Origin of the sequence: Sphingomonas spermidinifaciens (genome assembly GCF_002351485.1) — a bacterium.
Lineage (GTDB): Bacteria > Pseudomonadota > Alphaproteobacteria > Sphingomonadales > Sphingomonadaceae > Sphingomonas > Sphingomonas spermidinifaciens.
In genome coordinates, this window is the sequence record NZ_NWMW01000003.1 from 270,084 (window position 1) to 283,568 (window position 13,485).

Annotated in this window: 11 protein-coding genes; 2 read left to right on the forward strand and 9 right to left on the reverse strand. The window is 64.7% G+C overall.

The features are described from left to right. Positions 1-99: 99 nt before the first annotated feature. From COC42_RS16640 to COC42_RS16665, 6 genes are all read right to left on the reverse strand, one after another. Positions 100-1,269, reverse strand: coding sequence for a hypothetical protein (locus tag COC42_RS16640; RefSeq protein WP_141395880.1), 1,170 nt, complete (start codon positions 1,267-1,269; stop codon positions 100-102). A 194-nt stretch (positions 1,270-1,463) separates the two neighbouring features. Next, the gene (locus COC42_RS16645) at positions 1,464-2,606 is read right to left on the reverse strand and encodes an acyltransferase family protein (protein WP_096344484.1); all 1,143 of its coding nucleotides are present in this window, start codon (positions 2,604-2,606) and stop codon (positions 1,464-1,466) included. Continuing rightward, positions 2,603-3,973, reverse strand: coding sequence for a glycoside hydrolase 5 family protein (locus COC42_RS16650; RefSeq protein ID WP_141395881.1), 1,371 nt, complete (start codon positions 3,971-3,973; stop codon positions 2,603-2,605). Before COC42_RS16650 ends, COC42_RS16645 begins: the two co-directional genes overlap by 4 nt. Positions 3,974-4,020: 47 nt before the next feature. Then, entirely contained in the window at positions 4,021-4,851 is an 831-nt protein-coding gene (locus COC42_RS16655; protein WP_096344577.1) for an SLBB domain-containing protein, read from the reverse strand. A gap of 14 nt (positions 4,852-4,865) precedes the next feature. Further along, positions 4,866-6,077 (reverse strand): hypothetical protein, encoded by a 1,212-nt coding sequence (locus COC42_RS16660; RefSeq protein ID WP_141395882.1) that lies wholly within the window; start codon positions 6,075-6,077, stop codon positions 4,866-4,868. A gap of 162 nt (positions 6,078-6,239) precedes the next feature. Continuing rightward, the gene (locus tag COC42_RS16665) at positions 6,240-7,316 is read right to left on the reverse strand and encodes an acyltransferase family protein (protein ID WP_096344487.1); all 1,077 of its coding nucleotides are present in this window, start codon (positions 7,314-7,316) and stop codon (positions 6,240-6,242) included. 320 nt (positions 7,317-7,636) lie between these two features. Here COC42_RS16665 and COC42_RS16670 point away from each other — a divergent pair, with 320 nt between their 5' ends. After that, on the forward strand, positions 7,637-9,037 hold the full coding sequence (locus COC42_RS16670) for a sugar transferase (protein WP_245844340.1): 1,401 nt from the start codon (positions 7,637-7,639) through the stop codon (positions 9,035-9,037). 24 nt (positions 9,038-9,061) lie between these two features. Here COC42_RS16670 and COC42_RS16675 read toward each other — a convergent pair whose 3' ends face one another. Further along, positions 9,062-9,544 carry a PilZ domain-containing protein gene (locus COC42_RS16675; RefSeq protein ID WP_096344488.1) on the reverse strand — a complete coding sequence of 161 codons (483 nt, stop codon included), beginning with the start codon at positions 9,542-9,544 and terminating at the stop codon, positions 9,062-9,064. 223 nt (positions 9,545-9,767) lie between these two features. On the opposite strand from COC42_RS16675, the gene galU reads away from it, so the two are divergent. Then, complete coding sequence (gene galU / locus COC42_RS16680) at positions 9,768-10,628, forward strand: UTP--glucose-1-phosphate uridylyltransferase GalU (protein ID WP_096344489.1); 861 nt, start codon at positions 9,768-9,770, stop codon at positions 10,626-10,628. 51 nt (positions 10,629-10,679) lie between these two features. On the opposite strand, the gene COC42_RS16685 is transcribed toward galU, so the two are convergent. Together COC42_RS16685 and COC42_RS16690 are read right to left on the reverse strand one after the other, a co-directional pair. Next, positions 10,680-11,072 (reverse strand): response regulator, encoded by a 393-nt coding sequence (locus COC42_RS16685; RefSeq protein WP_096344490.1) that lies wholly within the window; start codon positions 11,070-11,072, stop codon positions 10,680-10,682. A gap of 62 nt (positions 11,073-11,134) precedes the next feature. Beyond that, positions 11,135-13,450 (reverse strand): tetratricopeptide repeat-containing hybrid sensor histidine kinase/response regulator, encoded by a 2,316-nt coding sequence (locus COC42_RS16690; protein ID WP_096344491.1) that lies wholly within the window; start codon positions 13,448-13,450, stop codon positions 11,135-11,137. Between the last annotated feature and the right edge of the window lie 35 nt (positions 13,451-13,485).

Here is a 13,485-nt window from a genome sequence, read left to right on the forward strand (position 1 = left end):
GAGTTATGCCGGGCCGATCACGCGGGCGGTCAGACGAAATGCGCACATGACAGGGGCGACCGGCGCCGGGCCGGTCGCCCCTTTCATTTGCGCGGCCGGTCAAGCGCCCTGCAGCACGCCTGTCGTTTCCCGTTCCGCTGGCGTCGGGCGCGGTGCCGCGGAGGTCGATTGATCCCGTTTGAAACGCCGCGTCCAGTGCTCGTGATTGCGCAGGAACAGGTCGCTGAACGTATAGCCGACGATGATCGTGGCGAAAGACGGACCGTAACATGCCACGGTGATCGTGTAGATGTTGATCGCCACGATCACGAGCAGCTTACCCTCCTCCTTCACGCGCCGCACTGACAGGATCTGCGCGATCATGAACAGCACGAAGGGGAAGCCGAGGAACAGGTACGTCGTCAGGTAGAAGTTGTCGACCGGCACCGCGTAGCTTGCCAGTGGGCTATATCCCATCGGGTAAGAGAAGCATCCGACACCACAGCCCAGCAGGATGCCCGCCGGGAAAAGATTGTTGAGATGCACGAACGGCATCTGCCAGCTTCGGTTGATGCGGTCGCCCAGGCTGAAGAGCGACCGGCTGATCTCGGTCAAATCGACGCCGCCGAACGCGATGATCAGGATCGCCGGCGCCAGAACAAAGACATAAGACGCCAGCGCCGCCCGCGACAGTACTTCGAACCGCTGCTTCACCGGGAAGATGTAGAAGATCGCGTAGAAGATCGCGAACATCCAGAACAGGCCAATCGCCGTCTTGCTCGTCGTCAGGGCGAGCGCGGAATAGATCAGCGCCATCGTGGCGATGTTGAGCCATTTGGGCAAATATCGGAAGATCAGCAGGAACGGGAAGAACGTCATGAAGGCGGCCATGGTGCTGTCGCCCGCGAAACCACCGTGCCGTACCGCGCCTTCGGCCCACCAGAGCTTTCCGACGACCTTCTTCACGCCGAACGTGTCGATCTCGGCACCGATCCAGGGAAAGGCGACGTGCGGCGACAGCAGGATGCCGATGCAAGAGATCACGACCAGTACATAGAGGAAGGCGCGCGGGAACCAGTGCTCCGTCGGCGTCCGCCCCGAAAACGCCATGCCCACGAACAGCGGAACGATCGCCTTGGCCGCGGTCGTCGCGATGGCGGGCGACATCCGCATGAACACGATGCCGATCCCCATCGATACGAAGACGTTGGCGACGAACAGCGTGGCCGGCAGCGATCGGTTGCGCAGGATCATCTGGTTCACGAACAAGCCGAAGATGACGAACGCCATCAGGTCGGGAACGAACCAGATCGGCGACAGGCCGACCTTGCCCAGATAAAAGCGCAGCGATCCCGTCAACGCATCGCGCAGGGCGTACATCAGGAATGCCGCCATCAGGAACTTGAACTGCCAACCCGAAAACCATTCGGGCTGCTGCGCGTCGGGCACGGTGACCCGCCAGCGCCGGACCGGGGTTTCAGCATTCATGGGCCATTACTTCCCTGATAGACTTGATCGACCGCTCGCGTAGTAGTTGCAGCCGGGCGTCGCTCGATGCGGCGCAGCAGGATCGCCAGCATCGGCTTTTCGACCCACCGGTAAAAGCCGATCGAAGCGATTACCGCCGCACCGATCATCAGGACCGGTGGGAGCAGCGGCAAGGTCGCCCACAGGCCCACTTTGGCGGCGACTGCCGCGATCGCCTTCAACGCGAACGGATGGGTGAGGTACAGCGCGTAAGAGGCGTCGCCGGCCAGCACCAGCGCCGGCACGATCCCTTGTCGCGGCTGACGCGGCTCGAGCCCCATCAACACCGCCGCCACGATCGCGACCGCCGGCACGCCCCCTGTAAGCGCGCGTGACATCCATTGATAGGCGTCCGTCTGATAGTTGATCGTCGCGGCGACCAGCGCGGCGGCGATCACCGCCAACGCAGCACCGGGCGAGATCCGCGGTGCGCGGCGCATCGCAAGCGCCAGCGCGATCCCAAACAGGAACTCGAAGATGATCGTATCGCCCCAGAAGCGGAGCGCTGGCACCGCCGGCCCCAATCGCCCCAGCGCGATCAGGATCACGAACGTCGCGCCGATCAGCGCCAGCCCCGCGCTCCGCCGCAGGCCAAGCGCCGCCGCGAAGATCAGGTAGAACAGCATCTCGAAATTGAGGGTCCAGCCCAGCGACAGCACCGGGAAAATGCCGCGTCCATCGGGATGCGGCCAAGGCAGGAACAGATAGGATGCAAGCGCATGCACGGCGCCATCCGGCGTCCGGTACAGGCCGAGCGCAGTCAGCAGCGTCGCCGTCGTCGCGAGCCAGTAGAGCGGCACGATCCGGATCAACCGGCGAACGAGGAACCGGCCGGGCGCGCCCGGTTCGGCAAAGCGGTCGGCCATCATGTGCATCATGATGAAGCCGCTGATGACGAAGAAGATATCGACGCCCAAGCCCCAGTCGAACGGCACCCTGCCCCAGCTCGCCGCCAGATCGGGCCGGGCCTCGCGCAGTTCATGCTGGGCATGGCCGACGACGACGAGCAGTGCCGCGAAGAAGCGAAGGCCTTGAAGCGACGCGATCTTCGCACGGGCCGTGTCCTCGCGAGGCAAGGGTGAGGGCGTCGCGCCCCTCATCCGACGGTCAGTTGCAGCGCATTATCGCCGGGCGGCAGATCGATGACGACGGGCCGGTTGCCCAGCGCCGCCGTGGCGCCCCGCCCCGGCTGGCCGCAAAGTGGCTGCGCCGTCAGGCTCGGCTGGCCGCGAATCGCCAGCGTCGCCTGGGCACCGACATCCCCGGTCCAGGCGATCAGCCGCCGGCCGCTTGCCCCGCGGGTCAGCACCAGCATCGTGCCCATCGGCCCGCGCTGCACCGACGCGCCCTTCATCGCCCGCACGATCGCGATCGATTCGCGAACCAGGCATGCCGCGGGCTTGGGACGGTAATCATAGTCGTAGATACCGAAATTGGCCTCGATATCGACCGGATCGCGTCCCTGGTCCTTCAGCTGATATATCCAGACGCCGCGCAGCCACGGCGTGGCTCCGGCCCAGAGGATGAACTGCGCCGCGTTGTTCGCGGCCTGATCGCGCGACACGGGGCAGTTTCGCGCGGTCGGCCAACCGAACTCGGTGACATAGATGGGCGGCGCCTTGCCGCTCGGTCCTGCCAGCGATGTGTGCAGCCGCTCGATCTGCCGGATCGTATCGTCGCCGGTGCGGCGCGGGCCGGGCTCGCACTGGTTATAGTAATGCGCCGATACCCCGGTCGCTGCGGGCGCAGCGCTGCGCGACACCGCACTGATCCACTTCCAGCCGGGATCGATACCCGCCGCGCCGACCAGCACGGTCGCCCCGGGCTGCGCGGAACGGACCGCGCGCGCGCCGGCGATGGCGGCGGGAACATATGCGGTCGCCGCGCGCGGATCACCGGCCTGCCCGGCATCCTGCATGAGCGGCCGCCCCTTCGCCGCGCGAAGGTTCCACTCATTGCCGATCTCGAACATCGCGCCCTTCAGTTCGGGCAACTGCGCGGCGGCGGCGGTGAACTTGGCATAGGCCTGACGCGCCGCCGGCGTCAGCGGCGGGTCGAGGTCGGCGCGATCGGGATATTCGGCCCCCAGGATGATCAGCGGCCGGGCGCGCGTCGCCTTGATGAATTGACTGAGCCGGGGCAGCGGCTGCTGCCCGTGGGTGTCAAACCATTGCCAGCCGAGATCGTCACGAAACGAGTCGAAGCCGATCTCGGCAATCGCGCGAGCGCTCTTGTCGATGTCGTATCCATACTCGCCGCCGATGCCGAAATGCGTTGCGACACCGACGATCAGGGGTGCCGGCCGCGCCCGCATGGCGGCAGGATCGAGCACGATCGCACCCGGCGTTCGATCGGCCGCAGCCCCGCTACATCCGGTGGCGGCAAGCAATGCGCCGGCCAAGGTCAACGCCGACTTCGCCGCGCGCGATCGCCGCGCCCGGCCTGCCATTTTCGTCCAGTAGACCATGCCTGCTTCTCCCGGTACTGGCCGGCGTCTGCACGCCCGCGGTCAGGTCAGAAAATGCGCTCCTTTACGACCAGCACGTCGTCGGGCTGCACGAGGTCGTCGAGCGAAACATTGTCGACTTTCTGCCCCTTGCGCCGCACTTCGATCTTCTTTGAGGCGGCCAGCGTCGGCCCACCGGCCTCCGCCATCGCCTGGCGATAGGTCATGTCGGGCCGCAGCGGGAACGAGCCGGGCTTGTTCACCTGACCATAGACATAGACCGTCTCGACCTGGGGCACGAAGATCTGGTCGCCCGGATTGACCCGTCGGCTCGCATCGCCCTGAAGATCGGCCAGCGAAATACGGACGGGCGGCGATTTGTCGCCCGGGGTGAGGATAACGAAATTGGCGCCGTTCTCCTTGACGCCGCCAGCCTCGGCTACGAGCGAAGCAATCGTATAGTCGCGGTTGAGCGCGTAATTACCCGGGTTTGGAACAAACCCCAGCACGGTCACGCGGCTGCTGATGAAGTCGGTCACATCGACATTGACCGAGGGCGAGGCGAGATAGCCGCCCGATGCATAGGCACGGGCAATGTCCTGCCCCAGCTGCAGCGTGGTTTTGCCTGCCGCCTGGATCGGCCCGACAAAGGCAAGGTTGACCGTCCCGTCATCCTTGATCCGCGTCTTGACGCTCAGCCCCTCCTGACCGAACACGGTGATCTGGATCTCGTCATTTGACCCGAGCACATAGCCGGCCGGCGCCGTGGCAGGTCGATTGGCAGTGGCGCGCGCAGGGTTACCGGCCGGGCCGGGCGCCGTCTGCGCAAGCACCGCGCCGGGGACCAGCCCGAGCGAGGCGGCCAGCGCCCCGTGCAGGATCGTGTTCTTGATCGGCATGATCGTCTCCATGCTCAGAAATAGGCCTCGAAGCCCAACCTGCCCTGAACGTCGTTATATTCGGCGAGGCCGTTGTTCGTCTGCCGAGTGATATAGGTTCCGCCAGCGATGATCGCGAAGCGTTCGGAAACGCGGCGACGCGCCTGGGCGTTGGCGATGAATAGGTTGTCCGAACCGATCCGCTGCGCCGGGGCGAGTGGATTTTGCTCAAACCGCCGGTCGCGGCGCTCGATCGAGGCATCGATCGAGAACAACTCGCTGAGCGCGCCGCGCCCCACCAGGCCATAGCTGGTTTCGAGCGCGTAGCCCGATGCGACCAGCGTGTCGTTGGTGATCTTTCGCGACGATTGCAGCGACAGCAGCCACCGCGGCACCGCGCGCGTGGTCAGACGGATGTCCCAGCCGGCGCCCTCATAACGGTCGATGACCGCGGGCGTGCTGTCGGTCCACAGCGCATGGACGTCGATATGCGCGGCCAGGATCGAGGAGATCGCACGATCGAAGATCACGCCGGCCTTGTTCACCTGCGTGCGCACGCCGACATTGGGCCGGGTCGAGTTGTCGCGCGTATAGCTCAGCCGGACGACCCCGAGCGACGGTTTGGCATAGGCGATTGCCGCCGAATAGCTGTTCGTCCGCTGGTCCGCATAATCGAAGTCGCGATCATTGTCGCTCGTCGACCGCAGATAGCCGAACGACGGATAGAAGCCCGAGGATCGGGGGCACTCGACCGTGGCCCCCAGCGTCGAGAAAGACTGCAGGTTCTCGACCTGCACGTTGAGGTCGCCATAATCGGCGCGCTCGCGGCGGAAGGAGGCGGTGGGCTTGACGCTGCACGTCCCGAACACGCGGACGTCGCCATCCACGCCGCCCAGAAAGCGCGGGCGGCTGCGCTCGCTGTTATCGACATACTGGTCGTACGCGACCAGACCGGACAACGAGAACGACGCAAGCGGCGTGGTGCGGTTGAAGCGCGCCTCGAGCGTGGGCGAGACGATCAGGTCCGCGGCCGAGGGCACCAGGTCCGCGTCGGTGCGGACGATGTTCGAATCGAAGGTGGTGAGGACCGCAGTTCGCACATTCAGCCCGTTCCGCTGCATATATTGCAGGTCGGCCTGATCCTGCGGCGACGCCTTCAGGTTCGGCAACGTCTGCGCAGCGGCCATGGTCGGTGGCAAGGCCGACGCCAGCGCGGCGATCAGAAGACGGCCGCCACGAAATCGCATGCGCGTTCGCTGATTGCCGGTGTCCCGATGCGTCAAGCCCACGCCAGTCGCCCCTCAATAGAGTCCAGCGTTCGTCCTCTACACTGCCGATGCTGCAGTGCAAGAGGGACGCCTGAAACGGCCACTAACTGTCCCGTATTCGCACTCGCCGCAGAGAGCCAGTCAGCTCTGAACCGCGGTTACCCGACGCGCGTTCGTGATGCGTGTCAGGAAGCGGCGCACGGGCCGGTCGTACAGACGATCGACGATGGATGCAGCAAGAAGAATTCCGCCGGCCAGCGCGATCGTCCCCCAGCCGCCCAGATTCTGATACGGATAGTTCAGTCCCTTGAGGAAGATGCCTCGCACCAGCGCGATGATCGGCATGTGCAGGATGTAGATGGCGTAGGAGGCGACACCGAGCTCGCGCATCACCGCACCGCCGCCCGCATTCTCTCGAACATTGGCCGCCGCGATGATCATCAGCGGGTAAAGCGTGGTGATGAGCAGCAGGTCGGTGACGGCCCGCGCACCGGGCCCCGGATCGATCATGAACGAAAGCAGCAGCAGCGGCGCAAGGACCCAGAACGGCGCGCGCAGCCATGGCAGCCGATCCTTCGCCACGTAGATGACGGTGCCGACGTAGAAGGAGAAAATCGTCCGCGCGAAACCGCCAGGCAGCGTCGCAAAGGTCCAGCCCATGTCCAGGCTGCCGTGATCGGCCGTCGCCCATATAAGCCCCGCGAAACTGGCTGCCAGCAACAGCCCGAGCCGCCATCCCGTCAGCCACAGGATCAGCGCGGCATAGACGATGTTCACGATCAGCTCGAAGGTGAGCGACCAGCTGGGGAAATTAAACGGAAAAGTCTCGCCCCGACCGATCGCCAGTTCGGGCGGCACCGGCACGAACAGCGCGTTGAGCCCGAATGCGGCGAGCAGCGGGCCAGCCTGAATCCCGCCCTCCGCCGCCAGCTTGGGCAGCAGGACGATCAGGCCCAGCGCTGTCCCAAGAAGATACAGCGGATAAAGGCGAATGACCCGCAGCAGCGCGAAACGCGCCGTCGACATTCCGACCGTTAGGCTGTCGGCATAGGCATGGGCGATTACGAAGCCGCTCAGGGCGAAAAACAGATCGACCGCCAGGTACGAACCCGGGAGCCAGTCGCGGAACAGCCCGTCGGGCGCATGCCGGGTGAGCACGGCAAGCGCCGCGACTCCGCGCAGGCCGTCGAGTTCGACGAAGACACGCCTCTTTTTCATGATCTTGGCGCTCCCGCTTTGCCGACGAAGTGACCGTCGGACCTGTCAACCATTATTGCTGCATCGCCGCAAGCGTTCGCAACTGCACGCAGGTGGCCGCAGCGGCCGTCCACTTCGTCGAATTGTTCATCGGCTGGTCACGTCCGCCCCTTCTCTTACGCTCTTGTTTAGTGCCGTTGGCGCCGATTTGGATCAAACATGGTTTCCGACTCACGCTCTACAACGTCGTTGCATCGCAGCTATCCTCGCGGGTATGATTGTGCAGTGCAGCAGCCGCGTGCGAAGGGGATCGCCGGTTCCGGCGATAGGGGGAGTTCGCGATGATCGCAGGAGACACGATGCTCGACATCGGACTGGACAGTGGCGCACGGACCGCCCTTCGCGACGCGCTGCATCGCCGCAATCTGCGCATGCGCCTCTATGTGCTGCTGATCGTCATCGACCTGTTCTCGCTGACCACGGGCTTCACGCTTGCCAATGTCGTTCGCGACCAGCAGTGGCTGTCGCCGGGTGGCGTCGATTTGTTGATGGCGACCGTGCCGGTCTATTTCATGTTCGCGCTCGGCAGCGATGCCTATAGCCGGCCCGCCGTGACCAGCGGCCGGCGGACGATCAGCCTGTCGCTATGGCCGCTGATGATCACCGCGCTGGCGATCCTGACGACGCTGTTCCTGTTCCGCGTCAGCGCAGAAGTATCGCGCCTGGCGTTCGTCTTCAGCATCGGCACCAGCGCGGCGCTGATGATCGCGCTGCGTTACGGCGTGGTCCGGGTCGTTCGCGATACAGTCGCCAACAGCCTGGTTTCCGAACTCCTCATCATCGACAATGCCGACTGGTCATGGCCGATCGAGGGCGACGTGATCTATGCCGATCGCATTGGCCTCAATCCCGACGTCAGCGACCCGTACATGCTTCATCGCTTTGCCGAACTGTGCGACAAGTATGAGCGCATCGTGGTCCGTTGCAGCGCCGATCGCCAGGCGGACTGGGCACTGGTCCTACGCGGCGCCAACGTGATCGGCGAGATTATCATCGCAGGCTTCGGCTCGATCCCGGTGCTCGGGCTCAAGCAGTTCCGCGATCGCCCCTCGCTGCTCGTCGCGCGTGGGCCGCTGAGTTACAGCGACATGGCGAAGAAGCGGGCGCTCGACCTGGCGCTAACGATTCCGATCGTGATCGCCGTCGCACCGCTGCTGGCGATCATCGCGATCGCGATCAAGCTCGATTCGCCGGGCACCGTTCTGTTCAAGCAGGAGCGGATCGGCCGCGGCAATCGCATTTTCCACATCCTCAAGTTCCGCAGCATGCGCGCCGATCTCTCCGACGGGCGTGGCGCCACGTCGACGCGGCGTGACGACGACCGCATCACGCGCGTCGGACGCTTCATCCGCCGGACCAGCCTCGACGAGTTGCCGCAGCTGTTCAACGTGTTGCTGGGCCAGATGAGCCTGGTCGGGCCGCGCCCGCACGCGCTAGGCTCGCTCGCGGGCGATCGGCTGTTCTGGGAGATCGATCGCGAATATTGGTACCGCCACGCGCTCAAGCCGGGCATCACGGGCCTTGCCCAGGTGCGCGGCTTCCGCGGTGCGACGCATCGGCCGGAAGACCTCAAGAACCGGCTCCAGGCCGATATCGAGTATCTGAACGGCTGGAGCCTGACGCGGGACATCGCGATCCTGTTCGCAACGCTCAACGTCCTCGTACATCGCAACGCCTATTAAGAGCGCTGCGACGCCCGGTTCAGGTCAACGGGTGGCGTAGAACAGGCCAAGCGCGGGAATCCAGGCGAACGCCGCCAGCAGCGCGAGCGTGGCGATCCGACTACGCGGCGCCTGCTTCAACGACGGCACTGCGAGCGAGGGCAGGACGGGAACTCCATCCTCGCCGAACTCGATCTTGGATGACATCGCGGCAGTCACGCTGCCGGGCGGGAGCGGGCGGAGAAAGCGGGCGCCATGCTCGCTGCCCCGCTGCCACACGATTTCCGCCTCGATCGAGCCGACGCCGGCGATCCCAAGCATGACGATGTCGCCCGCCTTGTGGAGCGTCGGCGAAACCATGCGGCAACCCTCACGCGTCAGATCGGCAATCGCGATCGTCGTCGGCAGACCGTCGGCAAGGCGAAGCACCCCCGTGCGGCCGATCGCCTGACGGGTGTCGTGTCGCCGCTCGGCAACGACATCTTCCGGTGCGGAATCGAAGTCTGTCTTGCGCAGCGCGAGCGTCACGAGCGGGGGCCCTTTCGAGGAAGCGGGGGATGGCGACTCCGATTTGCATGAACGAGCTTAGGAAAAGCTTACCGGTTGTCGCTTTAGTCCAACGTTTCATCGCAATCATCCGATCGAGCTTCACACCTATAGCATGCCCTCTTGGCCAAGCTTGCTGCACCGCAGTAAGAGAGCTGCGACGCCGCCGCTGCGGCACTGGGGCCGACCACGAAAGGACAATCCGATGACGATCAAGCCCGTACGCAAGGCCGTTTTCCCTGTGGCGGGCCTCGGCACCCGTTTCCTGCCGGCGACGAAGGCGATGCCGAAGGAAATGCTGACCGTCGTCGACAAGCCGCTGATCCAATATGCCGTCGAGGAAGCGCTCGAAGCCGGCATCGAGCAGATCATCTTCGTCACCGGCCGCGGCAAGGGCGCTCTCGAGGATCATTTCGACGTCTCCTACGAGCTCGAGGCGACGATGAAGGCGCGCGGCAAGTCGATGGCCGCGATCGACGGCATCCGGCAAAAGCCCGGCTCGCCCGTCTATGTTCGCCAGCAGGAGCCCCTTGGCCTTGGCCACGCTGTCTGGTGCGCGCGCGAGATCGTCGGCGATGAGCCCTTTGCGGTGTTGCTGCCCGACGAGCTGATGGTCGGCGGGTTCCTGCGCCAGATGGTCGAAGCTTACAATCGGGTCGGTGGCAACGTCATCGGCGCTCTGGAAGTGCCCGACAGCGAGACTGACAAGTACGGCATCATCTCGCCCGGCAAGGTCGATGGCCGGCTGACCGAGGTTCGGGCGCTGGTCGAGAAGCCCAAGGGAAAGGCGCCGTCGAACCTGATGATTCCGGGGCGCTACATCCTTCAACCCGAAGTGATGCGAGTCCTCGACAATCAGGCCCCCGGCGCCGGCGGCGAAATCCAGCTGACCGACGCCATGGCCAAGTTGATCGGCGACCAACCGTTTCACGGCTTCACCTTCGACGGACAGCGTTACGACTGCGGCGACAAGGCAGGGTGGCTCACCGCCAACATCGCACTCGGACTAGCGCGTGAAGACCTTCGCGCGCCAGTTCGCGACTTCATCGCGACGCTCGATCTCTGATCGACGTGACAGGGCGTCCGGGTCCCGCGTCGCGCGGCCCGGACGTCGGCGTCAGAAGATCACGTCGTCCGCGTTGGTACGGCGAACGAGGATCCGGCCGATCGCATCGAACAGCGAATCCATCGCGACCGGCTTGAACAACACCTCGTCGGCGCCCAGCCGTTTGCACCGTTCTGTCAGATCGGGCGCGGTGTCGGCGGTCACGACGATGATCGGCAACGATCGCTTGGCATCGTCGCGCGAGCGGATGCGCTCGATTGTCTCAAACCCGTCCATGCCGGGCATGCGCAGATCGACGAGGATCACGTCGAAATCCTCGGCCTCGATCCTGGCGAGCCCAGCCTCGGCTCGGTCCGCTTCCGCCATTTGCGCGCCGGCGACGTCCAGCATATCCCTGACGACCCGTCGGTTCATGGCGTCGTCTTCGATGAAGAGAACGTTCATCGCCGGTTCTCCGGCTGAAAAACGTTACGGGGGCGGTTTGCGACCATGAGCGTGCTATCTGCCTAAGCCGCTTCGGTGACAAGGGGTGGATGCGTGGACTGCACCCCAAATAGGCGCTCCGTGAGGACGGGGCCGGAAATCGGCTTCTCGATCAGCGTCATCGCTGCCATCTCCGTCACCTGCCGGACGCTCTCGGCATCCGGTTCTTTCCAGAGAACAAAGGCGGGCTTCCCGTGTTCCGCCGCCGCCAGGGCAAGATGCCGAAGTGCCTCGATGCGCGCGATGTCATCCTCGCCGAGCGCCGCCACGTCGGCCAGCAATCGCGCCGCACCGGCAAGCTTGGTCCGAGCATCGTCGACGTCGTCGGCAAAGACGATCTCGCCCGCGCGCGGCATGAGCAGGGTCCGCAACATCGCGCGGGCAATCGGATTCCGCTCCAGAATGACGAGGCCGCCGCCCGCTGTCGGCGCGACGACCTCTGCCGGCGGCTCGGCCGCAACCAGTGGCAGCGTGACCGTGAAGGTCGACCCCTGCCCTTCCCGGCTCTCGACGGCGATCTCGCCGCCCAGGGCTCGGGCGAGATTACGGCAGATGGTCAGGCCGAGACCGGTGCCGCCAAACTGCCGCGTGGTCGTCGAGTCGGCCTGGCGAAACGACTCGAAGATCTCGCCGTGCTTGTGCGCCGGGATCCCGATGCCGGTGTCGCTGACCGACAGAGTGAATTGCTTGCCGTCGTCCGTTACACGCGCTGCCAGCCCGATCGCGCCCGCGTGGGTGAATTTGAGCGCGTTGCCGAGGAGGTTGAAGGCGATCTGACGAACGCGGCTGCCATCGGTGACGATCCAGCCTGGTGCTCCGGCAAGGTCGAGCTCGAATCTCAGCCCCTTGGTTCGCGCCTGCTCGGCCCACATCTGCGCCACCCCGGACAGCAGTGCACGCAGGTCGACCGGCTCGGGCGCGATCGTCAGATGGCCGGTTTCCATCTTGGCGACGTCGAGGATGTCGTCGACCAGCGCGCGCATCGCGAGGCCGGCGCCATGGACGACCTCGATACGGTCGCGCTGTGTCCCCGCCATCGTCCGGTCGGCAAGGATCACCTGGGTCATACCGAGGATGCCGTTGAGCGGGGTTCGGATTTCGTGGCTGGTCGTCGCAAGAAACTCGGTCTTGGCGGCCAGCGCCTTGCCGAGCGCCGCGTTCGACGCCTCGAGCTCGACATTGGCGTCGCGCACCTGATTGCGGCTGCGGCGAAGCGTCACGATGCCGAAGCTGAGCAGCCCGACGACGATGATCGCGCCGCCCACAACGCCGAGCGTCAGCGCCCGCTGGAATCGCGCGCGCGACCGCTCGAGCGCAACGCTCGCGCGCAGCTCCTCGGCCTTCAGGCGCGCGATGCGCAATTCCTGGTTGGCGAAATCGAACCGTGCCGCCATCAGGGCGGTGTTGGTTGAGGCCGCGAGCCGCGTCTCCTCATCGGTCAACCGCCGAAGCGCCTGAAGATGCGCGAGCGCAAGCGACGTGTCGCCGCTCGCTCGATAAACTTCGTATGCGGTGGAATGCGCATCGCGGAAGCTGGCGTTGGTTTGAGCGGTATCAACATCTTTGAAGGCTGCATCAATCCAGTAGCGGGCACGCCTCCCGTCCCCACGCTGGAGCGCGAGTTGCCCGGCAATGGCCGCGATTTGCCGATATTGCGCACGCGCTTCTGGGCGACGAACGATAGAAAAAGCGCGGCGGATACTTGCAGCAGCCGCGTTGTAATTGTCGAGTGCAAGTTGCGCCTTCGCGATATTGCCAAGTATTCGTACAGCGAATATTTCGCTTCGTTGATCGACCGCGATTTTTAGGGCGCGCTGGAATTCGGCGACGGCATCTTTGTAGCGCGCATCAAGTAGCAGGCCCGTGGCCCGATTATTGTACAAGGTGAGCAGAAGGATAGGATCGCCGACATCAATCGCTTCCGACTGCGAGTAGTATCGGTCGGCGTTCTCGAAATCACCGCCATCGATATATAGATTTGCGATGTTCTGAAGGGCGATTGCCTGCCCCCTCGGATAGTCGGACGATAGAAATGCGCGGTGCGCAGCCTGATATGCCTTGAGCGCATGGGCTGATTTGACCTGTTCGCTAAAAATGCCGCCTTTGGTCAAAAGTATGTCACCAAGGAGTTTGGTGGGCGACGCGCGCCGAGCCAATCGCTCGGCGCTGGCGTTGAGTATCGCGGCCGCTTTGACACGGCCAATACGCAACAATGCCTCGCCGCCCAGCCAGCGCGAATAGGCAAGAGCGCGCTGGCGGTCGCCGAGACTTGGCAGCTTCACCGCGACTCGTTCGGCTTCAAGTGCGTCGCCAAAAGCAGCCTCGGGGTTCGTGAGCATCGCCGCACGTGCCGCCTCGATCGACTGCCGAATCG